The following is a 23,039-nucleotide window of genomic DNA, read 5'->3' as shown; positions in this document are numbered from 1 at the left end:
CGGGCGCAAAGGCGCCCGCTCTCATTTTCGCTGCAAATCTAGCGCGTTGGCCGCGTGGAGGCGACAGCGAAATGGCAGGCGGGAGGGGGAACCGGGGTTGTCGTTAAGGTGCAAACGAGCGCAACGGCGCCTACCGTCGCCCTCCAGGGGAGGGTAAGAAGACGCCTACTCCGCCGCGAGCGACTTCTGGCGGAGCGGCAGACCCAAACGGTCCCACACCTGGAGCAGGGCTTCGGCGAGCTGATCGATCAGGCCGTCGTCGTGATAGGGCGAGGGCGTGATGCGCAGCCGCTCAGTGCCTTTGGGCACGGTCGGGTAGTTGATCGGCTGGATGTAGATGCCGTGCTCCTCGAGCAGCATGTCAGAGGCCTGCTTGCACTTCTCGGGATCGCCGACGAACAGCGGGACGATGTGGGTGTCGCTCGACATCACAGGCAGGCCGGCGGCGTTGAGGATCGCCTTGACGCGGGCGGCGCGATCCTGGTGGCGCTCGCGTTCCCAGCTCGAGCTCTTCAGATGCTTGATCGCGGCGGTGGCGGCCGAGCAGATCGCCGGCGGCAGCGCGGTGGTGAAGATGAAGCCCGGCGCATAGGAGCGCACCGCGTCGATGATCTGGCCGTTGGCGGCGATGTAGCCGCCCAGGCAACCGAACGCCTTCGCCAGCGTGCCCTCGAGAATGTCGATGCGATGCATGACGCCGTCACGCTCGGCAATGCCGCCGCCGCGCGGGCCGTACATGCCGACGGCATGAACCTCGTCGACATAGGTCATCGCGCCGTACTTCTCGGCGAGATCGCAGATCTTGGCGAGCGGGGCGATGTCGCCGTCCATGGAATAGAGGCTCTCGCAGGCGATCAGCTTCGGCCGGTGCGGGCCTGCGGTCTTCAGCAGCTCTTCGAGATGCGCAAGATCGTTGTGGCGGAACACTTGCCGCTCGCAGCCGGACTGGCGGATGCCCTCGATCATCGAATTGTGGTTGAGCTCGTCCGACAGGATCAGGCAGTTCGGAATGAGTTTTGCGATGGTCGCAATGCCGGTCTGGTTCGAGACATAGCCCGAGGTGAACAGCAGCGCCGCTTCCTTGCCGTGGAGGTCGGCGAGCTCGGCTTCGAGCTGCACCAGCGGGTGATGCGTCCCTGCGATGTTGCGGGTGCCGCCCGCGCCGGTGCCGACGCGCGTTGCGGTTTCGACCATGGCGCCGATCACCTTGGGGTGCTGGCCCATGCCGAGGTAATCGTTGGAGCACCAGATCACGACGTCGCGCTTGCCCTTGGGCGAGTGCCAGACCGCGTGCGGGAACCGGCCGGCCGTGCGTTCCAGGTCGGCGAACACGCGGTAGCGCCGTTCAGAATGGAGGCGATCGAGGGCGGAATTGAAGAACTGGGCGTAATCCATCGGCGAAACCTGAGACGGAACTGACCAAAAGGGCTGCATCTCCTTAGAGCTTTTCCAGCTCCAATGTCTATGCGCTATCCCACATTCGGCCGTGAGGGGCATTTGGGCAAAATGCCCTATCGTGCGATTTCAAACTTGATCCCGATCAAGTTCGCGCGAGAGACTATGCTGCTATGCAGCATACGCGCCCGTGCGCGCCCAGCCGGCCTTGGCCTTCCTACCCGGTCTATTTCGGCGTGCTCTTCATCATCAACAACGCGATCGGCCTGATCACGCCGCTGGTCGGCGTCGTGCTCAACGTTGTCTGCGGCGTCTCCCGGGTGTCGATGGACGATCTGATCCCGCGGCGTCTGGCCGTTGATGATCGCGCAGCTGGTCGTGCTAGCTTTGCTGACGCTGTTCCCCGTTCTCGTCGTCGGACCTGCAAAATGGTTCGGCGGCTAACCCTCTGGAAAGACCCGATCATGAAGCGCGTGATGATCCTCAACGGCCCCAACCTCAACATGCTCGGCATCCGCGAGCCGCACATCTACGGCACCACGACGCTCGACCAGGTCAATGCGGGCTGCGAGGAGGCCGCCGCAAAACTCGGGCTCAAGCTCGCCTTTCACCAGTCCAACCATGAGGGCGTACTGGTGGATTTGATCCAGTCGGCGCGGCAGGATGCCGACGCGATCGTCATCAATCCGGCCGGCCTGTCCTTTACCTCTGTCTCGATCATGGACGCGATCAAAACATTCGAAGGCCCGGTGCTGGAAGTCCACATCTCCAACATCCACGCCCGCGACGAATATCATCGCCACTCCAAGATCTCGTCCGTGGCGACCGGCGTGATCTGCGGGCTGGGCCCGTTCGGCTATATCGCGGCGCTGCACGCGATCGCGAACATGAATTGAAGCGACCGCTTCACGTCGTCCTGAACTGCAGCACGCCGTCCTTGGTCTCGGCCGTCAGCCGACCCTCGACGATCATGTAGTTGACATGGGCGACGAGCTCGCCGGCGGCAAAGCCCATCTGGTGCTCGTCCAGCACGTGCTTGTTGAAGACGACGGGCACCAAAGCGCGCGAGGTTTGCGGCACCTCGCGGCAGGCTTCCGCAATCAGGCGGCAGCGCTCCTCATGGTGATCAGCGAGCTGCTTGATGCGGGTCTTCAGGCCATAGAACGGCACGCCATGGCCGGGCAGCACCAGCAGGTCATAGGGCAGGGTGGTGGTGAGGCTCGCAAGCGAGGCCAGATATTCGCCGAGCGAGTTCTGGTCGGGCTCGACCGCCCACACGCTGACGTTCGGCGAGATCTTGCTCAGCACCTGATCGGCGGAGAGGAACAGCTTGTCGTCGGCGCAATACAGCATCACCTGGTCGAGCGCGTGGCCGCCGCCGGTGATCACCTTGAAGCGGCGCGCGCCGATCACGACCTCGTCGCCATGTGAGATGCGGCGGTAGGACGGTGGCAGCACCGAGACGCGCTTGAGATAATCCTGACCGCGACCGAGCAGCTTTTCGGTGAGCGACTCGTCCATGCCGTGGCGGCGGAAGAACAGCCGCTGCGCCTCGCGCCGCTCCTCGGTGCCGCGGTTCTGGTGATAGACCGATTGCAGATATTCGACCTGCGACATCACCAGCGGACAGTTGAACCGCTCGACGATCCAGCCCGCCAGACCGACATGGTCGGGATGCGAATGCGTGACGATCAGGCGCGTGATGTTGACGCCCTTCAGCGGCCCTTCGAACAGCTTGGTCCAGGCCTCGATCGTCTCCTCGTTGCCGAAGCCGGCATCGACCATCGCATAGCCGTCGCCGTCGGCGAGCAGATAAATGTTCACGTGGTTGAGGCGGAACGGCAGCTTCAGCCGCGCCCACAACACGCCGGGACGCACCTCGACGATCTCGTCGTGGCCGGGATGCTGGTCCCAGGGATATCGCAGCGCCTCGGCGGAGGACTGCACGGTGTCCGATTTCGCGTTCATGCTACCGGCTTAAACCCAGCGCGGGCGGGGCGCCAGCCGAAAAGAACGCCTGCCGGTCGCCGCATAGCGGTCATTCCGGCCGTATTCCGTAGCCCGGATGGAGCTCACCAAAGAGTCCGTCATTCCGGGGCGCGCTCCAGCGCGAACCCGGAATCCAGAGGTTATCGTGCGAGATTCCGGGTTCGCCTCTTCGAGGCGCCCCGGAATGACAATCAGGCCGCCCGCATGTTGTTGAGAAACGCGTCGATCTCCCCGCGCAGCAGGTCGGCTTCGCGGCGGAGTTCGTCGGAGGCACTCAGCACCTCGCTCGCCGCGGCCCCGGCCTCGGCGGAGGCGGTGGAGACGCCGACGATGTTGCTGGAGACCTCGCTGGTGCCGCCGGCGGCATGCTGGATATTGCGGGCGATCTCGCGGGTCGCTGCGCCCTGTTCCTCGACCGCGGCTGCAATGGTCGTGGTGACGTCGTTGATCTCGCCGATGATCCGGCCGATACCCTGGATGGCGCCGACGGCCGAAGTCGTGACCTGCTGCATGCTGGCGATCTGGGTTCGGATTTCATCCGTCGCCTTCGCGGTCTGGCTCGCGAGGCTCTTCACCTCGGACGCGACCACCGCAAAGCCGCGGCCGGCTTCGCCTGCGCGGGCCGCCTCGATGGTGGCGTTGAGCGCGAGCAGGTTGGTTTGCGAGGCAATCGTCTGGATCAGGTCGACCACGACGCTGATGCGGCTGGCACTCTCGGCAAGGCTCTGCACCGTGGTGTCGGTGGCGCCGGCCTCGTCCACCGCCTTCTTGGCGATCGCGGCCGAGGTGACCACCTGCTTGCTGATCTCCTCGATAGAGGACGACAGCTGCTCGGTGCCTGACGACACCGTCTGCACGTTGACCGAGGTCTCCTCCGCGGCAGAAGCAACCGCGTTCACTAGCGCGTTGGACTGGTCGGCGGTTGTCGACATGCTCTGCGCGGTCGCCTGCATCGAATTGGCGGATTGCGCGAGATTGTCGAGCGCGGCACGCACCGTGCCCTCGAACTCCGCAATCTTGGCTTCCATTTGCGCGGCACGCTCGGCCTTGGCGACGCGATCCTTCTCCTGCTCGCTCGCAAGCGCCCGGGCCTCGATCATGCTGTCGCGGAACACCGTCAGCGTTTCCTTCATCGCGCCGATCTCGTCGTTCTGGCGCGAGCGGACGATCTCGGTGTCGAGGTCGCCGGCCGAGAGCAGCTGCATGGCGCGCTGAAGCTCCCGGATGCGGCGCAGGATGTTGCGGCCGACATAGAGCCAGACGAACAGGGCCGAGCCGATCAAGGTGATCCCGCCCAGGGCCAGCATGGCTGTCGTGGCAAGCGAGATCTCCTGACGTGCCCGGAAGGTCGAGGCGTTGGTCTCCTTCTGTACGCCGTCGACGAGCGCCTGCACGCTGATGCCGAGGCCGACATTGAGCTTGCGGGTCTCGTCTAAAATGGTCTGGCCGTAGTCGATGGAGTCGAGCTCCTTCTGGCGGATCTTGAACACGCCGGATTTGCCCTCGCCGAAGGCGAACAGCTTCTGCACGGCATCGCGCACCGCCTGTACCGAGGGAATGTTCGGCAGGTCATCGAGGTTGGACTTGACGCGGTCGCGGGTCGTCTTGAATTCCTTCTCGATCGCCTCGAGCGTATCGCTGCTATTGGCCGAAAGAGCCGCCATCATGTCGGCGGCCATCAGATTGCCATTGGCGGAGACGGTCGAGATCTGCGACACCGTGCGCGCAGCTTCGGTGGCATCGTCGGCCGACACTTCCGCCGAACCGAGGATCGCGTTGAGGCGTGTTTGCGCGTCCAGCATCGCCGGGCCGGCGGCGCCGACAAAGGACTGCTGGGCCTTGCGCAATGCTTCATACTGCTTGTCGTGCAGCGCTCCGGTGTCGAGTCGTTCGCGGGCGGCTGAGACCAGGCTCTGCGTGGCTTCGTCGATGCTCTTGGCGGTGTCGCGGAGCGCGTTCGCGGTCTGCTGGTCGGCGCCAAGCTCGATGATTTCGCCGAGCTTGCCCATCGCGAGCTGCTGGATCTCCTTCACATTCTTGGTGCGCTCGTTCAGCGCATCATCGCTGGGCGAGGCGAGCAGGCCCGGTCCTTGCGCGGCGAGCGTCGCGCTCTGCGAGGCGAGCTGAAGGCTGGCAGAGAGGCGCGGGATGTCGCGGCCGCTCAAATCCATCATCGTCGAGCCGAGATGGTTGAACACGAAGCCGGCGCCGGCCGCGATCACGAGGCCCATGCCGGCGATCACGGCGAAAGCCGCGAACAGGCTGCCGCGCAGGCCCCATCTCGGCATTTTGAAACGAGGCTTGAGACGGCCTACGACACGGCCAACGCCCAGACGGATCGCCATCGAAATTCCCCCACACCCGTAAATCTTCTAATTTTCGTCGCGGAGTATCCTCGGGCCGGGTTAAAAAATCGCAAGTTGCACAAAAGGTTGGCAGTTCCGCAGGGCGAAAAAAGAAAGGGCCGGCAATGATGCCGGCCCTCGATAGCGAAACGGTGTTGTCAGGCGCGATCAGTAGCGCGCGACGACCGGGCTTGCCCAGTTGAAGCGGTAGTTGAGGCCCGCCTTGAAGGTGTGGTCGCCGGTGGTGAAGTTGCCGGTGCCGACCAGCGGACCTGCCGTGAAGTGTGCGTCGCCGAAATTATAGTACTGATACTCGGCCTTGGCCGACCAGTTCGGCGCGAACATGTATTCGAGGCCTGCGCCGATAGTGTAGCCGTTGCGGTGATCGCCATCGATGATGAAGGTGGCCGGCGCGCCGGCGGTGGTGGTCACCTTCTCATTGTTGTCCGAATAGGCGTAGCCGCCCTTCACGTAGACCAGGCCCGGGCCCCAGGTGTAGCCGACGCGACCGGTGATCGAGCCGAGGCCGCGCTGGTCGTTGGTGTAGGTGCCGCCCGGGAACACCGCGCCGACACTGCCGGAGAGCCAGGAATACTGGGCTTCGGCGCCGACCACGAAGTTCGGATTGACCTGCCAATCCATGCCGGCCTGCAGGCCGCCGAGGAAACGCCCGTTGCCGTTGTTGCCGGTGGAGAGGCCGCTGAAATTGTTGTCGCTCGAGAACGCACCGCCGATATGGCCGCCGATGTAGAAGCCGGTCCAGTTGTAGATCGGCGCGACATACGCCGGCGCAGCCTTGTTGTAATAGGGGCGGGCACCGAGATCGGCGCCGATCGCCGGCGCAGCCGCACCCACCACGAGCAGCGCAACGGTCGCAAATAGAATCTTCTTCATCGTCCAAACTCCAGCACTAAGGTCCCCGGCAGCGCGCTGTCCGCGCCGCGTTGGTTTTGCAGATAGCTTGCTTTTGAGGAAAATGCTGTCACATGCGTGGCACAACAGCGCCCAACCCAACTTATTGGGCTGTAATTGATTTTCGTGCTTAATGGCGGCTTAAGAAGTGCTGAAGGAAAGCTTAACTCGAGACGTTGCCGGTAACCTCGCGCGCGCATCTCGTTAACCAAGGCGCCGCAACACCTCGTCACGCATCTGCGCGCGGAACGCCGCGCGTCTGGCCGGCCGCTCTTCCTCGCGCACGTCATGACGGTCGAAGATGTCGAACTTCTCCAGGATCGGATAGCGCTCGCTCGCCATCGCAAGCACGCGCAGCACCTTGGTCGCGGCGTGCGTCGGCCCGCTCACCTCCCAGCGCCGGATCGTGTCGGCGCCGCTCTTCTCCGGCAGAGCACACAGCTTCGCCATGTCGGCTGCGGTGAGCGTCTGTCCGAGCACCTCCGACAGGTCGGCGCGCAATTGCTTCAGTTCGGCACCCGTCATGTCACCTCAGGACACGAAAGTCTTCGCAGCGTCTAGCGCTGATTCGGGTCGATCCGAAGGCGGGCATGTCAGGCCTCCTGGGGTTCCGGCACATTTCCGCGCACACGGAGTTATGAACGGATGGCCTATGGGAATCCTTCGGTGAATGAACACATGGTCAACAGTGCGGCAAGGCATGGAGGGATCCGTCATGACAACGATCAGGTTCGCCATCGCGGCGCTCGTCACGGTCGGACTGCTTGCCGCGCCGTTCGCGGCCGAGGCAAGGAAGGCTCGTGCGAGCCGGCATTACAGCACGAATGTGATGGCTCCCGCCTACAACGGCGCCGGCGTGACCGCGACGCAGTCGAGGCCATCCTACGGAAGCTCAGGCCCAGCAATTGGCACGGTCACGGCGCCTTCGATCGGAACGTATAATTGGCCGTCGGTCGGCGTCACCAACGCAGTCCCGACCTGGAGCAACACCAACCCGCGGTAAGCTGCGGCAAGATAGCGCGTGGCCGCGCCGCGGATTTGGTCGGGCGTCTGCTTCTCGGAAAGACGGATTGCCGGATCGACGCCGAAGCGGGAGCGGCCTAGATTCCCCGGCCGTTCTGCTGACCGATCACGCAGCGCCATGCGGCCAGGCGTTCGGCCGGATGCTGGTTCATCCATTCGGCGAGCTGCGGCGCGCCCATCAGGCAGGACTGCACCGAGACCTGTGCGAAGTCGGAGGAGGTGACGAGTTGTTCGTGGCAGCTTCCCGGCGAGGCGAGGCTACAGAGCACAGCGATGATCTTGATCACGCGAGGTTGCTCCCGTCGTTTCGACGCGGGTCGGGTCCACTCGATTGCTCACCGGCCGGACCGTCGGACGGGAAAATGCTGTCGTAGATCGCGCGCGCTTCCTGAATGAGACGAAGACGCTCGCGCTCGGACTTCGAGACAAACTGAATAATCTGGCCCATGTCGGCCTCCAATCGATCCTCGATCCATCATCAGATGATGGAAATCATTTCATGTGATGTGGGGTTCCGGCCTTGGCTTTGCAGCCGTGCAGGTGGTCACGGGGGATAAAAAACCCGTGACTGCTCCGTTCCTCAGACGGAGCAGAATACCGAGACGAAAAGGCGCCTCACACCGCCAGCACGCGTTCCTTCTGTCCTGGAACCGCAGCCAGCAGCTCGCGCGTGTAGGAATGTTCCGGCGCGGCAAAGAGCTGCGCGGTCGGCTTCAGCTCGACGATGGCGCCCCGCTGCATCACCGCGATACGGTCGCAGATCTGGGCAGCAACCCGCAGGTCGTGGGTGATGAACAGCATCGAGAGGCCGAGGCGGGCCTTGAGATCTTCGAGCAGCCGCAAGACCTGCGCCTGCACTGAGACGTCGAGCGCAGAGACGGCTTCGTCCGCGACGATGATCTCGGGCTCAAGCGCGAGCGCGCGTGCAATGCCGATGCGCTGACGCTGGCCGCCGGAGAATTCGTGCGGATAGCGCTCGACCGCGCCGGCATCCAAGCCGACCATCTTCAGGAGATCCCGAGCGCGATCGAACGCCGCACGCGGATCAAGGCCGGCCGCAATCGGGCCGTCGGCGATGATGTGGCCGATCTTGCGCCTTGGATTGAGCGAGGCGAATGGATCCTGAAAGATCATCTGGATGCGATGGCGCTCGGCGCGCAGCGCCTTGCCCGAGAGCTGCGTCAGGTCGGTGTCGCCGATCCGCACCGTGCCGCGATCGGCTTCGATCAGCCGCATCACCAGCCGCGCCACCGACGATTTTCCGGAGCCGGATTCGCCGACGAGGCCCAAGGTCTCGCCCTTGAGAATGTTGAAGTTCACTGCGCGCGCGGCATCGACGCGTCTATCTTCGCGAAACCAGCCGCCCGAGGTGACGTAAGTCTTGTCCAGCCCGATCACCTCGACAGCTTTGGCCTGGCCGTCGAGGGGGGCGCGCGCCGGCGGTTGCATCGAGGGCACGGCGGCGAGCAGCGCCTTGGTGTAGTCGTGCTGCGGCTCGCTGAAGACGCTGGCGGCAGGGCCTTCCTCCACGACCTTGCCATGGCGGAGCACCACGACCTGGTCGGCAATATCTGCGACGACGCCAAAGTCATGGGTGATGAACATCACCGCCATATTGCGGCTCTGCTGGAGGTTGCGGATCAGCTTCAGGATTTGCGCCTGGGTCGTGACGTCGAGCGCGGTGGTCGGCTCGTCCGCGACCAGCACCGCCGGCTCGAGCGCAAGCGCCATCGCGATCATGGCGCGCTGGCGCTGCCCGCCGGAGAGCTGGTGCGGATAGGCGCGCACGATGCGCTCTGGGTCGGGCAGGCCGACCTCGCGCGCCAGCGACAGCGCTTTTGCCCGCCGCTCCCTCGGCGTGAGCAGGCCGTGGGCCTCGAACATCTCCGCCATCTGGTCGCCGATCCGCATCAAGGGATTGAGCGCGGTCATCGGCTCCTGGAAGATCATCGCGAGCCGGCGGCCGCGCAGATCGCGCCAGCCGTCGTCGTCGAGCTTGAGCAGGTCGCGGCCTTCGAACTGGATCTCGCCTGATGTGACCGACACCGTGTCGGGCAACAGGCCCATCAACGCATGCGCGCACATCGACTTGCCGGAGCCGGACTCACCAACGACGCAGACGATCTTGCCGGGGCGCAGGTCGAGCGAGACGCCGTCGACCGCGAAGGGGCGCTCGGCGCCCTTGGGCAGCGCGATCCGCAAGTTCCTGATCGAGACGGCGGGCGGGGCAGTCGTCATCAGCGTCCCTCCCGCGAGAGGCGCGGATTCAGCGCATCGTTGAGGCCTTCGCCGATCAGGTTCAGCCCGAGCACGCAGATCAGGATGGCGACGCCGGGAAACACGGTGATCCACCAGGCCTGCCGGATCACGGTGCGGCCGGCGCCGACCATGTAGCCCCAGGAGATCAGGTTGGGATCGCCGAGGCCGAGGAAGGACAGCGAAGATTCCAGCAGGATCGCGGTCGCCACCATCAGCGAGGCCAGCACGATCACCGGCGACAACGCGTTGGGCAGGATTTCGCGCAGGATGATCCAGCTGTTGCTTTGCCCGGTGACCACGGCGGCCTGGACATATTCACGCGTGCGCAGCGACAGCACCTCGCCGCGCACCAGGCGCGCGACCGGCGGCCAGCTCACCACGGCGATCGAGGCCACGATCGAATAGATCGAGGGCTGCAGGATCGCGACCAGCACGATCGCGAGCGCAAAACTTGGAATGGTCTGGAAAAATTCGGTGAAGCGCATCAGCGCGTCGTCGACCTTGCCGCCGAAATAGCCGGCCATGGCGCCAATGGGAACGCCGACGACGAGTGCGGCCAGCGTCGAGACGAGGCCAACCAGCAGCGAGACGCGGGCGCCAAAGATCATGCCGGCGAACACGTCGCGGCCGAGTGCGTCGGTGCCGAGCGGCACGGTCGAGAGCGTGAAGGGCGGCAGGAACGGCCGCTGCACCATGCGCCAGGGCGAGTTCGGAAACAGCAGCGGCCCGAACACCGCGACCGAGATCGCGAGCAGCAGGATGATGAGGCCGATGACGCCGCTCGGGCTCTTCAGCATCGATGTGCAGAACTGTTTCATGCGGCGAATTCGATGCGCGGGTCGACCAGGCGATAGACGAGGTCGGTGACGAGGTTGAAGATCAGCACCATGACGGAGCAGGTCACGAACACGCCGAGCAGCAGATTGTAGTCGCGCTGCAGAAGCGCGTCGTACATCAGCCGCCCGATACCGGGCCAGGCGAACACGGTCTCGGTGATGACCGCGCCGCCGATCAGCGTGCCGGCATGGACGCCGGCGAGTGTCACGACAGGAAGGAGCGCGTTGCGCAGCACATGGCGGCGCTGGATCACGGCGTCGGAGAGGCCTTTCGCGCGCGCGGTCTTGACGAAGTCGAGCCGCTTCACTTCGAGCATCGAGGCGCGCGTCATGCGGGTATAGGTCGCCATGAAGAACAGGCCGAGCGTCACCGCCGGCATGATCAGGTGTCTTGCGACGTCGGCCGCATGGGCGAGGCCGGCGAGGTTGGCGCCGACGGTCTCGTAACCGAAGCTCGGCAGCCAGTCGACCGTGACCGAGAACAGCAGGATTCCCATCAGCGCCACCCAGAAGATCGGCATTGCGTAGAAGATCAATGCAAAGATGGTGATGCCGGTGTCGAGGAAAGTCCCGGCGAACCGCGCCGCGAAGGTGCCGAAGAGAACACCGAGCGCCAGCGAGATCGCGAATGCCGTCAGCGTGAGCAGCAATGTGGCCGGCAACCGCTCCGCGATCAGTTTCGCCACCGGCGCCTGCTGGCGGAAGGAGAAGCCGAGGTCGAGGGTCGCAATGCCCGTGACGTATATGAAGAGCTGCTCGGGCAGCGGCTTGTCGAGGCCGAACTTTTCCCGGAGCTGGTTGACGAAGACCTGGTCGCTGGCCCCAGCCTCGCCCGCCATCACGACCGCGGGGTCGCCGGGCGCAAGCCGGATCAGGAAGAAATTGAGGACGACGATCGCAAGCAGGACGATCACGCCCTTGAGGACACGCTGAGCGACGAATGAGAGCATCTTGGAACTAGATCAATTTTGCCAGAGTGTCGCCGCAGCGACGGTGCGCTCCCTCTCCCGCTTGCGGGGGAGGGCAGGGGAGGGGGTGTTTCCGCAGAGGGATTGCCAAGTGGGGAGGACCCTCACCCGCTACGCTCTTCGAGCGTAGCGACCTCTCCCGCAAGCGGGAGAGGTAAGTGGAGTTCGGAGCGCCCGCCTCACTTCTCGAGCCATGCGTCCTTGAAGCCGTCATTGACCCCGATCCCCGTGGTGATCAAATTCTTGACCTTGCAGCGGGTGATGGTCGGGAATTGAAGCTCGAGCAACCAGGCCACCGGCACGTCCTCGACCAGGATCTTCTGCGCCTTGTCGTAGATCTCCTTGCGTTTGGAGTCGGGAGTGGCGACCGCGCCATCGGCAAACAGCTTGTCGATCTCGGGATTGGTGTAGCCCTCGGCGTTGTTGAACACCTGCCCCTTGGCGATGTTGCTGGAGACATAGTTGCGGCCGACGCCGAGGGCGGGATCGCCGTACTGATAGAGATAGGTGAAGGCGATATCGAAATCCCAGTCGCCGATCTTCTGGTTGCCCCCGGCGACGTCGGTCGAGATCGTCTCGATGTTCATGCCGACATCCATCAGGTTCTGCTTCACAGCTTCGCCCCAGCGCTGCCAGGTCTCGCCATAGGCGAGCAGCAAGAGGCGGATCTTCTCGCCCTTGTAGCCGGCTTCCTTCAGCAGCGCCTTGGCTTTGGCCGGATCGTACGGGTATTTCGGCACGTCGTCGGTGTAGTACTTGATGGTCGAGGCCGAGGGGCCGGTGGCGACCTTGCCGAGCCCGTTCCAGATCACATCCTTGGCGAAATCGCGGTCGATCGCATACATGATCGCTTGCCGCACCCGCTTGTCGGCCAGCGGGCCCTGACGGTTGTTGAGCCACAGCCAGGCCAGCGGAGAGAAGAATTCCCAGCCGGCGCCCGTGACACAGGTATCCTTCAGCTTGGAGAGCCGCGGCACGTCGAAATTCTCGACCGAGCCGCCGGGCAGCACGTCGACCTTGCCGGTCTCATACGCCACCGAACGCGCGGCGGCGTCGGGGATGATCTGCCAGTAGATCTCGTCGATATAGGGCTTGCCCTTCTCGTAATAGTTCGGGTTCTTGACCAGCCGGATGAACGAGCCTTTCTGCCATTCCTTGAACATGAAGGGGCCGGTGCCGACGGGCGCGTTGTTGTAGGGGTTGGTTTTCCAGTCGGTGCCTTCATAGAGATGCTTCGGCACCATCGGCATCGAGCCGACCTCGAAAATGCCGAGGAATGGGCCGAACGGCTGCTTCAGCGTGAATACGACGGTGTAGTCGTCGGGCGCCTCGATCTTGTCGACCTGCACGAGGTTGGCACGGGCGCGCGCGTGCGTCTGCTTCAGCATCTCGATCGAGAACAGCACGTCGGCCGCCGTGAAGGGCTTGCCGTCATGCCAGGTGACGTCCTTCCTGAGCTTGAAGGTGTAAGTCTTGGCGTCCTCGCTGATGCTCCAGCTTTCGGCGAGCTCCGGCTGCGGCTCGAGCTTGGGGCTGTAGCGCAACAGCCCCTCAAAGATGTTGCCCGAGACCATCTGGGTCGGGCCGTTCTGGATCATCGCAAGCATCAGGCCGGGCGGCTCGGGCTGGATCACCGCGTTGATCACGCCTCCCGTCTTCGGTTCTTGCGCCAGCGCCGAGGCCGTGAGGCCGCAAGCCAGGAGGAGACCAAGCAACACTCGTTTCGACATGCCGTATCTTTCTCAAGCGCGGCCAAACCGCAGGCGCTCCGCGACGTCCACGCGCGCGAAGCGACGGCCGGCCCATCCCAGTCCCCATCCGGGTGCGAGGCTCACACGGTCCCGTTCCATGCTGCAAGATGAAAGTCTCGACAGTGTCAGCACAAAAAATGCACAGCGGGCTCAGGAGATTTTCAGCGCCTGTTGCAATTCGTCCAGTGCACCGATGAGCAGTTCGCGATGGGCGATGTCGTCCTTTGGAATTGCGCTGACGCTTGCCGCGAGCTCGCGCAAGATGCCGGCGAGCAAGCCAAAGTTGATGTGAAGGTGCACCGACTTGCGCTCGTCCTCGGTTCCGGGCCGCTCGAGCACGAGTGCCACGCCGCTGCCGTCGAGACGGGCTTCGAACCGCGATGAATGCGCGAAGGTGCCGACGTAAAATTTGTCTGGATATTCGAGTGCGATTTCTGCCTTGTCAGGAACCGGCTTCGTCATGGGCGGCCTCATCGATACCGCACCATTCTGTCCGGGATTAAGCCGACCTGTCTTGCGATAGGTCAGAGGGCGGCCTCGGAATTGATCCGGATCAAAGCCAAGCCGCCCCTTTTGCGATCCGATGTCAACTGGCGCAAGGCAAAGCCGCGCCTTGTCCGTTTTTCCAGGAGAAAAGACGACCGATGGACATCCAGGCCACCGACAATCCTGCGGGCGGGGAGGATGCCGTCGATCCAGGTCTGCTCTCGGATGATGGAACGAAGCATTGTCTGCAAGTGCTCAGCGATGCTGGCCTGCGCCCGACCCGCCAGCGTCTTGCGCTCGGCAAACTGCTATTCTTGCGCGGCCATCGCCATGTCACCGCGGAGAGCCTCCACGACGAAGCGGTGGCGGCGAACGCCTATCTGTCGCTCGCCAAGGTCTACAACACGTTGAACCAGTTCACCGAGGCCGGCCTGCTGCGCCGGATCGCGGCCGACGGCATCAAATCGTTCTTCGACACCGACACGTCGGTCCATCCGCACTTCTATTTGGAGGGCGAGGATGTGCTGGTCGACGTCGCTGGCGGCCTTGCCTTCAGCAAGGTGCCGGATGCGCTTCCCGGCCACGAGATCGCGCGGCTCGACGTCATCATCCATCTGCGCCGGAAACGGATGTGACGACGGCACTGGTCGCGAAGGCCTGCTCGAACCTCTCTGCTCACCGAAAAATGACATCGGCCGTGCGGTCCGCCATGGCCGATCGGGCGCCGAAATCGGCAACGTGTTGAAAACCAAGCCGGGTGAAACTCCGTATCTTTCACGTCTTGCAAGACGCTCGCACACTTGTGTCCCGCGATGCTAGGCTTAGATTGAATGGCAGACCTTCGGCAGAGGACCCGGCATGACTGATCCCCGCAATACTTCCACGTCCATTGATCCCGTGAAGCTCGACCGGCTGGCCGAGGTGGCGGTGAAGGTGGGACTGGGCTTGCGGCCGGGACAGGACCTCCTCTTGACGGCCCCCGCGATCGCGTTGCCGCTGGTGCGCCGCATCGCCGTGCACGCCTACAAGGCCGGCGCGGGCATCGTGACGCCGATCCTTTCCGACGAGGAGATGACGCTGGCGCGCTACCGCTACGGCCAGGACAACAGCTTCGATCGTGCGGCCAACTGGCTCTACGAGGGCATGGCGAAGGCGTTCTCGGACAACACCGCGCGTCTTGCCATCGTCGGCGACAATCCGATGCTGCTGTCGGGCGAGGATCCTTCCAAGGTGGCGCGCGCCAGCAAGGCCAATTCCATGGCCTACCAGCCGGCGCTGGAGAAGATCGTCAACTTCGACACCAACTGGAACATCATCGCCTATCCGAGCCCGTCCTGGGCCAAGCAGGTCTTCCCTGATGATCCCGAAGAGGTCGCGATCGGCAAGCTGGCGGATGCGATCTTCGCGGCGTCCCGCGTCGACCGCGAGGATGCGATTTCGAATTGGGCGAGCCACAATGCGGTGTTGCGCGAGCGCACCAACTGGCTCAACGGCCAGCGTTTCCGCGCGTTGCAATATTCGGGTCCCGGCACCGACCTTACCATCGGGCTTGCTGACGGGCATGAATGGGAAGGTGGCGCCTCGTCCGCCAAGAACGGCATCAGCTGCAACGCCAATATCCCCACTGAAGAGGTCTTCACCACGCCGCATTGCCGGCGCGTCTACGGCCATGTCGTGAGCTCGAAACCGCTGTCCTACCAGGGCACGCTGATCGACAACATCGCGGTGCGCTTCGAGGACGGCAGGATCGTCGACGCCAAGGCCTCGCGCGGCGCGGAGGTGCTGAACAAGGTGCTCGACACCGACGAAGGCGCACGCCGGCTCGGCGAAGTGGCGCTGGTGCCGCATTCCTCGCCGATCTCGCAGAGCGGGCTGTTGTTCTACAACACGCTGTTCGACGAGAACGCGGCCTCTCACATCGCGCTCGGCCAATGCTATTCGAAGTGCTTCGTGAACGGCGCCCAGCTCACGCCGCAGCAGATCGCCGCGCAAGGCGGCAACCAGAGCCTGATCCATATCGACTGGATGATCGGCTCGGCCGAGACCGACATCGACGGCATCCTGGCCGACGGCAGCAAGGTGCCGGTGTTCCGCAAGGGCGAGTGGGCGAAGTAACCGAAGCTACTCGTCATGCCCGGGCTTGTCCCGGGCATCGACGTTCTTTGTTCCGCAAGGCGTGGATGGCCGGGACAAGCCCGGCCATGACAGGCGTGAACACTTCGGGCGCATCGCTAGGGTCAAGCGCCTTCACGCCGCCGTGTCGCGCAGCATCGGGTTGTTGTCGATGCTGAAGCGATTGAACAGCGTGGTGAAGGGGCTGCCGTCGGTGGCCCGGACGATGGCGTCGGACGTCGCGACCGCCTCGTAGAGCGCGCCGACCGGGTCGTCTGCCTCCGGCAGGGCGAGGCGTTCGCGGATTTGCTCTCGCGCCTCGTTGACGTCGTCCTCGTCGTCGAGTGTCGCCTCAAGCGCATCTGCCGCGCGCCGCATCTGCGGGAGATCGCCGCCGGCGGAGAATTTGAGGATGTCGAGCCAATAGGGGCGGGCGACGACCAACTGAATGAAGGCCTCGAAGCTTTCGGCGATGATGCCTGCGCGCCCTTCCGATGAGACGTAGAGGACATTTTGCGACGGTAGCAGCACGAAGGCGCCGCCTGAGCCGTCACTGCAGATCTGCCGGGGGCTTTCGGCCCCGTCGACCGTGAACCAGGGTTCCTCGTCCGACGCGAACGAAATATCGAGGCTGCCGAGCCACGCGACGACCTCGCCTTGGGCTGTCAGGGCATCAGGGGTCAGGGGCAACGATCGGGCTCCTTCCAAGTCGCTTTCGCGCACTTTGTCGCACCCCGGAAAAGATGGGTTCATATGCCCGAATTTGCAGGCAAATCCCGACGTCAACCGTTTCGCGTATGCAACTTGTGGCTGATTATCGGGGCCAGCGTAAGAAAGAATTAAAAGCCGGCAATTAGCGTTCCGACATCTTTCGAAATAATCCGGGCCGAGACCCGGTCATACATATTGTATTATTCCCTGGGGGAGCAGATGTCTCGCGCGTTGATTGAAGTTGGTAGTTGCAATGTGGATCTGGAGCTCCGGCCGATCGAGCCGACCTGGATCATCGAGGGTAACCCGGTCTCGCGTTCGCACATTCTCTCGACCAGCTCCGACGGCACCTCCTCGACCATCATCTGGTCCTGCACCGAAGGTCGCTTCAACTGGTACTATGATTTCGACGAGACGATCATGATCCTGGAAGGGTCGATCGTGCTGGAAAGCGACGGGCTCCCGCCGAAGCGCTACGGTGCCGGCGACGTCATCTTCTTCCGCGACGGCGCGCACGCCAAATGGCATGTCGAAGGCTACGTCAAGAAGATCGCCTTCTGCCGCAAGACAAACCCGGCCCTGATCGGCTTCATGGTCCGCGTCGTCAACAAGCTGAAGCGGATGTTCATCTCGCCCGGCGAGCGTCGTCCCGCGACCCTCATGGGTGCCGGCTAACTCCATTCAAGGACGCTTCCCAGCGGCCACGACGGAAGAGGGGGCGGGATCAACATCCCGGCCCCTCTTTCACATGATGACGGTCGTTCGCTCCATGGCGACGTCTTCGTCAGCTCTTGCGTCGCTGCGCCCTCACATCGACCACCAGCCGCCAATCGGCTGCCGTGGCGGGCTTGACCTCGCCGAGCCAGTGAAAGGAATCGTCGGCGATTTCCGTAAAACTCCAGCGCGTGAGATCACCTCCGTCGGTCGTGCCCTCCTGCACGATGTCCTCGCCGCGCGGCCGGCCGATCTGCTGGCGGAATACGCCGCGGCCCGGATCGAACCAGGAAATCCGCCACGCTGAAATGGAGGGATCGAAGACGCGCAGTGTCGTGCCGTACCAATTGCCCGCGATCGGAAAGACGGGGCTGCCCGCAAGGCGCGGGATGATCCAGACATCCTGGACGGCACGGCCCTCCAGCACCCAGCCGAAATGGATTTCGCCCGGCGCGATGTGCTTCGTCCCATCAGCGCCGTGGGCCGTAATCTCGGCCTCCCAATCGCCGACGAAGCGGCCGTAAAGCTGAAGCGCCCCCGCGTGCTCGGGGTGGGGTCCTTCTGCGTGCAACAATCTCGCAAATTCGGTCATGTCGATCTCCCGTTGCCACGGAGATCAGCACAGTCGGCTGCCACCGACTTGGAGAAAATTGCCGCCGGTGATCGTCAGGTCTTGCGCAAAGACAGATGTCTCATGTCCCGATCAGCCGGATCGTTCGCCCGGCGACTCCCTGCGCGTTCGGCGCTCCAGATGACGATGATCGAGATGATGACGAGACCTGCGCCAAGCAGCATCATGCGCGAGAACGGCTCGCCCAGCACGAGCGTGCCGAGCAGCACGGCGATGACAGGGTTGACGAAAGTGTAGGTCGATACCAACGATGTCGAGACATTCTCGAGCAACCAGTTGTAGGCGACGAAACCGATCACGCTTCCGGAGATGATCAGCCAAAGCGCAGCCGCGAGCGACGTCGGCGAGACGTTGCCCGGCCTGAAGCTTTCGATCTCGCCGGCCAGCCAGCTGATCACGAACAGCACGGCACCGCCGATCGAAAGCTGCATGCCCGACAGCAGGATGGCGGAGGCCTGGCTCGACATGCCCCTGGACAGGACGGTTCCGACCGACCAGGACAGCGCCGCCAGCAACAGAAGGACGACGGGCAAAACGCTGATGCCGGCCTGCGCGACGTTTTGCCATGCCACGAGGCCAACCCCGAAGAAGCCCGGCACCAGTGCGAGCAGGGCGAGAGGCCTGGGGCGCTGATCACCGGGGAACAGCACATCGATCAGCAGGATCCAGAACGGGATCGTGGCAAGCACGATCGCCGCCACGCCCGAAGGAACCGATTGTTGCGCGAAAGCGAGCACGCCATGACAACCCACGAAGAACAGCAGCCCACAGAGGCTCGCATTGACCCATGTCCGCAACGGAACGCTCGCAATCTGTCTGCCACTCATGGCCAGCAACACGATGCCACCGCAGAACGAGCGAAGCGCCATCAGCAGAAACGGCGGGATCGATTTCAATCCCAAAGTGATGGCAAAATAGGTGGAACCCCAAAGCATGTAGATGGCCGCGAATGCGGCGATGACCAGGAACCTTCTGCTCATGATTGCTCCGATCGAGGATGTTCTCGAGGCAACCAAGTCGGAGCAGGATCATGCGTTCCGGTTTCGCGCGTCAGACGCCGTCGAGGATGATCACCGTTGGCGTCGTCGGCAAGGTGTCGCGCGATATCCGCAAGGAGCGCTCGGTACGACGGTCGATCTCGAACTGCTGGCCGATGCGGAGCATGAACTCGTCGAGGGGGGTGGCGAAGCGGTGCATCGGCAGCACCACGGAGGCGCGTAGGCGCTTGGTGATCTCCGAGATGCCGTCGAGCGACATGGTGTAGGTGCCGTCGATCGGCACCATCACGATGTCGAGCCGCCCGATCTGGGCGAAATGGCTGTCGTCGAGCTTGTGGTGCAAATGGCCGAGATGCCCGATGCAGAGGCCCGCCACCTCGAAGATGAAGATCGAGTTGCCGTCGCGGATCATGTCCGCGCCGGAATCGTCACCAAAGTAGCGGCGGATGTCGGTCGTGACGTTGCGGATGAAGGTGTCGCCGATCCGCTCCGACACCACAGCCGGCTTGCCGTTCTCACCCCAGCCATGCAGCACATGCGGAATGCGCTTGTCGGGATTGAGAGAATAATGGGTGCTGTGGGCCCGGTTCATGGTGACGACATCGGGCAGGCGGCCGACCTGATAGGCGCCGCTGTAGTCGGTCGCGATGCGCACCCCGCCGGGCGTGTCGATGAAATAGGTGGAATGGCCCGCATAGGTGATCTCGACCTCGGCCGCGGCGGCGGTCTGTCGGAGGGCGACCGGCGTGATGCGGGGCGCAGCGTTCGCCATCGCCAGGCATTCGCTGCGCTGAGGCGGCTGCTGGGCGAGGGCAGGTGAAAGGAATACGCCAAAGAAAGCAAAGATCGTAAGAATTAGTCGAGACATAGCGGAGTTGCCCCATCGCCACGCTGCCATCTAGGCAGTGTAACGTTGAATCTCCCTGACTTCCGATCTTTCTGTTGCCCGGCTGACGTTCACATGAGCGAGAGCGCAGCACCAACCCGTGCTTCCAAGAAGATAATAACCGTCAAACTGTCGCCGTGCATTCGTTCACCGGTCTTGACGACGACCTCGAAATGCCGCGGCTATGGCAGCCGCGCCGAACCGCCGCTCGCCTCGATCAATTTCACGGCCTTTTTGTCGACCGACACGAAGACCTCTGCCCCAAGCCAGCTGCCTTCGTGGGCGATAACACCATCGACGAAATCGCCGCCCGCATCGAGAAGCGCCAACCCGGCTTCGGCGACGGACCGATTGACGACCACGTTTGAGGCATTGATCAAGTGCCGGATCGAAGCCGCAATATTGGCAGCAGAAGCTTTGTAGCCTCGCGACAGGACCCAGACCAATTCGCACAATGCGGAGATCGATAGGGCTACCACATCCGCCTTCTTTAGAAGGGCTTCAGCCGCCTTGCTCTGTTCGACGTTGTCCCCGACAAGAACACGTATCAGGACGTTTGTGTCGGGTGTTATCTTCATCGCTTGCCGGCCCAGCCGTCAGCAATGATCTCATTCATCTCTTCGATGGACAGCGATCGACCGTTCGTTTTTCCTTTCAGGAAGTCGTTGTCGTCCTAAGTAAGGCAATTTAGCCTTACTTTCGAGTGGAATACGGAGCCGAGACGCCTCACTCGCGCTTTGGGCTGAACTTCCAGGTCATCGCAACCAGGCCCGCGGTCATAAGACCGCTGACGATGCCTGCCATCGGCAGCGTGAGCAGCAGCGCGGCGGTGGCCGCCCAGCCGATCGAGGAGAAGGCTTCGGCGAAAGTGGCGAGTCGCGAGGAGGTCTGGCGGCGACGGAACTGGCTGCGTCGGGCCTGGACACGGAACCAGAGCTGGATCGCGGTGGCGGAGGCCGCGCCGACGATGAGCATGGCGGCCGTGATGACAGCCTGGAACAGCGAGGCGAAAACCAGGGCCGCAACCAGCGGGCTGAAGATGGCGGCGATCGCGATCAGCACCACCTCGATCTTGGCGCGGGTCACGCTGGATGGCGTCAGCGGCGCGGTCGCGACCAGATCGGGCGCGTCCTCGCCCGAGATCGTCAGCCAGGCCAGTCCGCCGGCGAGTTGACCCGCGGCCATCACGATCACAGGTGTGATCAGCGTCAGCGCCACGGAACTGTCGCCAAAGCTGCGCCACAGCAACAGCGCTGGCGGCACCAGATAGAGCAGCTGCATCAGGGTTTGCGAGATCAGCCAGGGATCGCGCCAGAGCAGGATGAACTCCTTGCGCCTCAGCGCCTGCTGTCGCGAGCCGCCGCGGAACGCGCGCTCTCTCGCGCGCTTGCGGCTCGATGTGCCATAGGCAGCAGCGTCGATCGCGGTGTCGGCGAAGCGGCCCGAGAAGATCGCCATCACGCATCCGAGCAGAACCAGCCCCAGCGCCAGCAGAAGCAGCAGCGCCGCGCTGTCGCCCATCGTCGCGCGTGCCGGCCACCACCAGATGCTGTCGACCTCGGGCGCGTGGGCGGCCAGGGTGCCTGAGGTGAGGATGGTGAAGCGCGACAGCGTGCCATACGAGATGATCGCCGCCACCTGCAGCGCGATCACGAAGCCGGCGCCGATGATCGCGGCGAGGATCTGGGCGACGAAGCGCGTCCGCGCCGGGCCGATCAGGCGAAACAGCAGGATGGTGACGGCAATCGCGATCGCCGCGGCCGACAGGCCCATCGCGATGATCACGCCGAAGGCGTTGAGCCAGCGCGGCCCGCCGCCGATCACCAGCACGTCGATGAAGGGCGTCGAGAACAGCAGCGCCATCAGCGTGACGCTGAGCGCAATTGCGGCGATGCGCACCGAGAACAGATTCGCGAGTCGCGCCGGCGAGGACATGATCAGGTCGAGATCGGCGCGGGCGTAAAACACCCGCGTCACCGATTCGATCGCCTGCGACAGCATCAAGGTCCACGCGAGCAAGATCGTCGCCGAGATCACGATCAGCGAGGATTTGTCGAGCGGCAGCTGCAGATCGGCGAAGCGGCCGATCACGGCCCAGGCGGGCAGGTGCAGCAGCGCGGCGAAGAACACCAGCCCGATCACGGCGGCGCGGGCACGCCGGCGCCGGCCGCCCGTCATCATGGCGAACCATTCGCGCCAGGCGAGCCTGAGCTCGTGACGGGCAAACCAGGAGAGCGCGGTCGCCGAGCTCATGCCGCGTCCTGAAGCGTGACCAATGCGATGAAGAGATCTTCCAGGCTGGTGTCGGCATGGCCGTTCTGCTGACGCAGCTCCGTGAGTGTGCCTTCGGCAACGAGACGGCCCGCGGCGATCACGCCGATGCGGTCGGCCATGCGCTCGGCGACTTCGAGGATATGCGTCGTCATGATGACGGTGCAGCCGGCGCGGACGCGCTCGCCGAGCAGTCCCTTCACGTGGCGGGCCGAAACGGCATCGAGTCCTGTCAGCGGTTCGTCGAGGATGATGAGGCGGGGATCGTGCACCAGCGCGCCGGCGAGAGCGACCTTCTGGCGCATGCCCTTGGAGAAGCCTTCGCAGCGCTCGTGCCGGTGCGGCTCGAGCCCGAGCGAGCTCAGGAGCTCCTCGGCGACCGGTTTCGAGACCGAGGGTGCGATGCCCCAGAGACCGGCGACGAATTCCAGATATTCGAGCGGGGTGAGCTTGTCATAGATCATGGGCTCATCGGAGACCCACGCCATCACCTGCTTGGCCGCGACGGGATCGACGAGCGCGTCGATCCCGAAGATCGAGACCGTGCCGTCGTCGGGCCTGAGCAGGCCTGCAACCATGCGCAAAGTGGTGGTCTTGCCGGCGCCATTCGGGCCGACCAGCGCGTAGAATTCCCCGGCACGAATGGTGAGATCGAGGCTATCGACCGCCAAACGGTCAAAACGCTTCGTTAACCCTCGGAGTTCGAGCGCCGAGCTGTCCGGCTTCATGACGGCCACACCATCCGGTTTTGC

At 63.7% G+C, this 23,039-nt stretch carries 24 protein-coding genes and 1 pseudogene; 6 read left to right on the top strand and 19 right to left on the bottom strand.

Annotated features, from left to right (window positions below):
• Window positions 1-165: 165 nt before the first annotated feature.
• Entirely contained in the window at window positions 166-1,395 is a 1,230-nt protein-coding gene (gene hemA, locus BM374_RS02720; protein ID WP_092289020.1) for a 5-aminolevulinate synthase, read from the bottom strand.
• A gap of 221 nt (window positions 1,396-1,616) precedes the next feature.
• On the opposite strand from hemA, the pseudogene BM374_RS02715 reads away from it, so the two are divergent.
• Window positions 1,617-1,839 (top strand): annotated as a pseudogene (locus tag BM374_RS02715) (TRAP transporter large permease subunit); the annotation flags it as partial.
• A gap of 20 nt (window positions 1,840-1,859) precedes the next feature.
• Entirely contained in the window at window positions 1,860-2,291 is a 432-nt protein-coding gene (aroQ, locus tag BM374_RS02710) for a type II 3-dehydroquinate dehydratase (RefSeq protein WP_092289019.1), read from the top strand.
• A 10-nt stretch (window positions 2,292-2,301) separates the two neighbouring features.
• Here the strand turns inward: aroQ and BM374_RS02705 are convergent, their stop codons facing one another.
• The 4 genes from BM374_RS02705 to BM374_RS02690 form a co-directional block, all read right to left on the bottom strand.
• Complete coding sequence (locus tag BM374_RS02705) at window positions 2,302-3,363, bottom strand: MBL fold metallo-hydrolase (RefSeq protein WP_092289018.1); 1,062 nt, start codon at window positions 3,361-3,363, stop codon at window positions 2,302-2,304.
• 212 nt (window positions 3,364-3,575) lie between these two features.
• The gene (locus BM374_RS02700) at window positions 3,576-5,729 is read right to left on the bottom strand and encodes a methyl-accepting chemotaxis protein (protein ID WP_092289017.1); all 2,154 of its coding nucleotides are present in this window, start codon (window positions 5,727-5,729) and stop codon (window positions 3,576-3,578) included.
• A 168-nt stretch (window positions 5,730-5,897) separates the two neighbouring features.
• Window positions 5,898-6,623: an outer membrane protein gene (locus tag BM374_RS02695; RefSeq protein ID WP_092289016.1), complete on the bottom strand. Its 726-nt coding sequence runs from the start codon at window positions 6,621-6,623 to the stop codon at window positions 5,898-5,900.
• Between the two features lie 222 nt (window positions 6,624-6,845).
• Entirely contained in the window at window positions 6,846-7,166 is a 321-nt protein-coding gene (locus BM374_RS02690) for a hypothetical protein (protein WP_092289015.1), read from the bottom strand.
• Window positions 7,167-7,356: 190 nt separating this feature from the next.
• Between BM374_RS02690 and BM374_RS02685 the strand changes: the two genes are divergently transcribed.
• Complete coding sequence (locus BM374_RS02685; RefSeq protein WP_177248053.1) at window positions 7,357-7,644, top strand: hypothetical protein; 288 nt, start codon at window positions 7,357-7,359, stop codon at window positions 7,642-7,644.
• Window positions 7,645-7,741: 97 nt separating this feature from the next.
• Here BM374_RS02685 and BM374_RS02680 read toward each other — a convergent pair whose 3' ends face one another.
• From BM374_RS02680 to BM374_RS02655, 7 genes are all read right to left on the bottom strand, one after another.
• Window positions 7,742-7,951 (bottom strand): hypothetical protein, encoded by a 210-nt coding sequence (locus BM374_RS02680; protein ID WP_092289013.1) that lies wholly within the window; start codon window positions 7,949-7,951, stop codon window positions 7,742-7,744.
• On the bottom strand, window positions 7,948-8,112 hold the full coding sequence (locus tag BM374_RS38400) for a hypothetical protein (RefSeq protein WP_177248052.1): 165 nt from the start codon (window positions 8,110-8,112) through the stop codon (window positions 7,948-7,950). The genes BM374_RS02680 and BM374_RS38400 overlap by 4 nt, the downstream gene beginning before the upstream one ends.
• A gap of 167 nt (window positions 8,113-8,279) precedes the next feature.
• On the bottom strand, window positions 8,280-9,902 hold the full coding sequence (locus BM374_RS02675; protein WP_177248051.1) for an ABC transporter ATP-binding protein: 1,623 nt from the start codon (window positions 9,900-9,902) through the stop codon (window positions 8,280-8,282).
• Window positions 9,902-10,741 carry an ABC transporter permease gene (locus BM374_RS02670; protein ID WP_143270142.1) on the bottom strand — a complete coding sequence of 280 codons (840 nt, stop codon included), beginning with the start codon at window positions 10,739-10,741 and terminating at the stop codon, window positions 9,902-9,904. Before BM374_RS02670 ends, BM374_RS02675 begins: the two co-directional genes overlap by 1 nt.
• Window positions 10,738-11,709, bottom strand: a complete 972-nt coding sequence (locus BM374_RS02665) for an ABC transporter permease (protein ID WP_092289011.1) — start codon at window positions 11,707-11,709, stop codon at window positions 10,738-10,740. Before BM374_RS02665 ends, BM374_RS02670 begins: the two co-directional genes overlap by 4 nt.
• A 197-nt stretch (window positions 11,710-11,906) precedes the next feature.
• A complete protein-coding gene (locus tag BM374_RS02660; RefSeq protein ID WP_092289010.1) occupies window positions 11,907-13,457 on the bottom strand; it encodes an ABC transporter substrate-binding protein in 1,551 nt (516 codons plus the stop codon).
• A 171-nt stretch (window positions 13,458-13,628) separates the two neighbouring features.
• Window positions 13,629-13,940 carry a hypothetical protein gene (locus BM374_RS02655; protein WP_092289009.1) on the bottom strand — a complete coding sequence of 104 codons (312 nt, stop codon included), beginning with the start codon at window positions 13,938-13,940 and terminating at the stop codon, window positions 13,629-13,631.
• 182 nt (window positions 13,941-14,122) lie between these two features.
• On the opposite strand from BM374_RS02655, the gene irr reads away from it, so the two are divergent.
• Complete coding sequence (gene irr / locus BM374_RS02650) at window positions 14,123-14,599, top strand: Fur family transcriptional regulator Irr (protein ID WP_092289008.1); 477 nt, start codon at window positions 14,123-14,125, stop codon at window positions 14,597-14,599.
• 223 nt (window positions 14,600-14,822) lie between these two features.
• Window positions 14,823-16,079, top strand: coding sequence for an aminopeptidase (locus BM374_RS02645; protein WP_092289007.1), 1,257 nt, complete (start codon window positions 14,823-14,825; stop codon window positions 16,077-16,079).
• 132 nt (window positions 16,080-16,211) lie between these two features.
• Here BM374_RS02645 and BM374_RS02640 read toward each other — a convergent pair whose 3' ends face one another.
• Window positions 16,212-16,799, bottom strand: a complete 588-nt coding sequence (locus BM374_RS02640) for a hypothetical protein (protein WP_244552517.1) — start codon at window positions 16,797-16,799, stop codon at window positions 16,212-16,214.
• A 207-nt stretch (window positions 16,800-17,006) separates the two neighbouring features.
• Here BM374_RS02640 and BM374_RS02635 point away from each other — a divergent pair, with 207 nt between their 5' ends.
• Window positions 17,007-17,462: a cupin domain-containing protein gene (locus BM374_RS02635; protein WP_092289006.1), complete on the top strand. Its 456-nt coding sequence runs from the start codon at window positions 17,007-17,009 to the stop codon at window positions 17,460-17,462.
• A 109-nt stretch (window positions 17,463-17,571) separates the two neighbouring features.
• Here BM374_RS02635 and BM374_RS02630 read toward each other — a convergent pair whose 3' ends face one another.
• The 6 genes from BM374_RS02630 to BM374_RS02600 form a co-directional block, all read right to left on the bottom strand.
• On the bottom strand, window positions 17,572-18,093 hold the full coding sequence (locus BM374_RS02630) for a hypothetical protein (protein WP_092289005.1): 522 nt from the start codon (window positions 18,091-18,093) through the stop codon (window positions 17,572-17,574).
• 74 nt (window positions 18,094-18,167) lie between these two features.
• Complete coding sequence (locus BM374_RS02625; RefSeq protein ID WP_092289004.1) at window positions 18,168-19,112, bottom strand: EamA family transporter; 945 nt, start codon at window positions 19,110-19,112, stop codon at window positions 18,168-18,170.
• Window positions 19,113-19,182: 70 nt separating this feature from the next.
• Window positions 19,183-19,998, bottom strand: a complete 816-nt coding sequence (locus tag BM374_RS02620) for an MBL fold metallo-hydrolase (protein WP_092289003.1) — start codon at window positions 19,996-19,998, stop codon at window positions 19,183-19,185.
• A gap of 200 nt (window positions 19,999-20,198) precedes the next feature.
• Window positions 20,199-20,594, bottom strand: a complete 396-nt coding sequence (locus BM374_RS02615; RefSeq protein WP_092289002.1) for a type II toxin-antitoxin system VapC family toxin — start codon at window positions 20,592-20,594, stop codon at window positions 20,199-20,201.
• Between the two features lie 148 nt (window positions 20,595-20,742).
• Window positions 20,743-22,269: a permease gene (locus BM374_RS02605; protein ID WP_092289001.1), complete on the bottom strand. Its 1,527-nt coding sequence runs from the start codon at window positions 22,267-22,269 to the stop codon at window positions 20,743-20,745.
• On the bottom strand, window positions 22,266-23,015 hold the full coding sequence (locus tag BM374_RS02600; protein ID WP_177248140.1) for an ABC transporter ATP-binding protein: 750 nt from the start codon (window positions 23,013-23,015) through the stop codon (window positions 22,266-22,268). The genes BM374_RS02605 and BM374_RS02600 overlap by 4 nt, the downstream gene beginning before the upstream one ends.
• Window positions 23,016-23,039: the final 24 nt, after the last annotated feature.

The sequence above is a fragment of the Bradyrhizobium sp. Ghvi genome (assembly GCF_900115265.1).
Lineage (GTDB): Bacteria > Pseudomonadota > Alphaproteobacteria > Rhizobiales > Xanthobacteraceae > Bradyrhizobium.
The sequence above is the reverse complement of the archived record's forward strand: the minus strand, read 5'-3'. Positions and strand labels throughout refer to the sequence as shown.

Bases quoted from the DNA above. Each gene is read 5' to 3' on its own strand.
- hemA (WP_092289020.1), bottom strand. From the start codon at position 1,395: ATGGATTACGCCCAGTTCTTCAATTCCGCCCTCGATCGCCTCCATTCT.
- aroQ (WP_092289019.1), top strand. From the start codon at position 1,860: ATGAAGCGCGTGATGATCCTCAACGGCCCCAACCTCAACATGCTCGGC.
- BM374_RS02705 (WP_092289018.1), bottom strand. From the start codon at position 3,363: ATGAACGCGAAATCGGACACCGTGCAGTCCTCCGCCGAGGCGCTGCGA.
- BM374_RS02700 (WP_092289017.1), bottom strand. From the start codon at position 5,729: ATGGCGATCCGTCTGGGCGTTGGCCGTGTCGTAGGCCGTCTCAAGCCT.
- BM374_RS02695 (WP_092289016.1), bottom strand. From the start codon at position 6,623: ATGAAGAAGATTCTATTTGCGACCGTTGCGCTGCTCGTGGTGGGTGCG.
- BM374_RS02690 (WP_092289015.1), bottom strand. From the start codon at position 7,166: ATGACGGGTGCCGAACTGAAGCAATTGCGCGCCGACCTGTCGGAGGTG.
- BM374_RS02685 (WP_177248053.1), top strand. From the start codon at position 7,357: ATGACAACGATCAGGTTCGCCATCGCGGCGCTCGTCACGGTCGGACTG.
- BM374_RS38400 (WP_177248052.1), bottom strand. From the start codon at position 8,112: ATGGGCCAGATTATTCAGTTTGTCTCGAAGTCCGAGCGCGAGCGTCTT.
- BM374_RS02675 (WP_177248051.1), bottom strand. From the start codon at position 9,902: ATGACGACTGCCCCGCCCGCCGTCTCGATCAGGAACTTGCGGATCGCG.
- BM374_RS02670 (WP_143270142.1), bottom strand. From the start codon at position 10,741: ATGAAACAGTTCTGCACATCGATGCTGAAGAGCCCGAGCGGCGTCATC.
- BM374_RS02665 (WP_092289011.1), bottom strand. From the start codon at position 11,709: ATGCTCTCATTCGTCGCTCAGCGTGTCCTCAAGGGCGTGATCGTCCTG.
- BM374_RS02660 (WP_092289010.1), bottom strand. From the start codon at position 13,457: ATGTCGAAACGAGTGTTGCTTGGTCTCCTCCTGGCTTGCGGCCTCACG.
- BM374_RS02655 (WP_092289009.1), bottom strand. From the start codon at position 13,940: ATGACGAAGCCGGTTCCTGACAAGGCAGAAATCGCACTCGAATATCCA.
- irr (WP_092289008.1), top strand. From the start codon at position 14,123: ATGGACATCCAGGCCACCGACAATCCTGCGGGCGGGGAGGATGCCGTC.
- BM374_RS02645 (WP_092289007.1), top strand. From the start codon at position 14,823: ATGACTGATCCCCGCAATACTTCCACGTCCATTGATCCCGTGAAGCTC.
- BM374_RS02635 (WP_092289006.1), top strand. From the start codon at position 17,007: ATGTCTCGCGCGTTGATTGAAGTTGGTAGTTGCAATGTGGATCTGGAG.
- BM374_RS02630 (WP_092289005.1), bottom strand. From the start codon at position 18,093: ATGACCGAATTTGCGAGATTGTTGCACGCAGAAGGACCCCACCCCGAG.
- BM374_RS02625 (WP_092289004.1), bottom strand. From the start codon at position 19,112: ATGAGCAGAAGGTTCCTGGTCATCGCCGCATTCGCGGCCATCTACATG.
- BM374_RS02620 (WP_092289003.1), bottom strand. From the start codon at position 19,998: ATGTCTCGACTAATTCTTACGATCTTTGCTTTCTTTGGCGTATTCCTT.
- BM374_RS02615 (WP_092289002.1), bottom strand. From the start codon at position 20,594: ATGAAGATAACACCCGACACAAACGTCCTGATACGTGTTCTTGTCGGG.
- BM374_RS02605 (WP_092289001.1), bottom strand. From the start codon at position 22,269: ATGAGCTCGGCGACCGCGCTCTCCTGGTTTGCCCGTCACGAGCTCAGG.
- BM374_RS02600 (WP_177248140.1), bottom strand. From the start codon at position 23,015: ATGAAGCCGGACAGCTCGGCGCTCGAACTCCGAGGGTTAACGAAGCGT.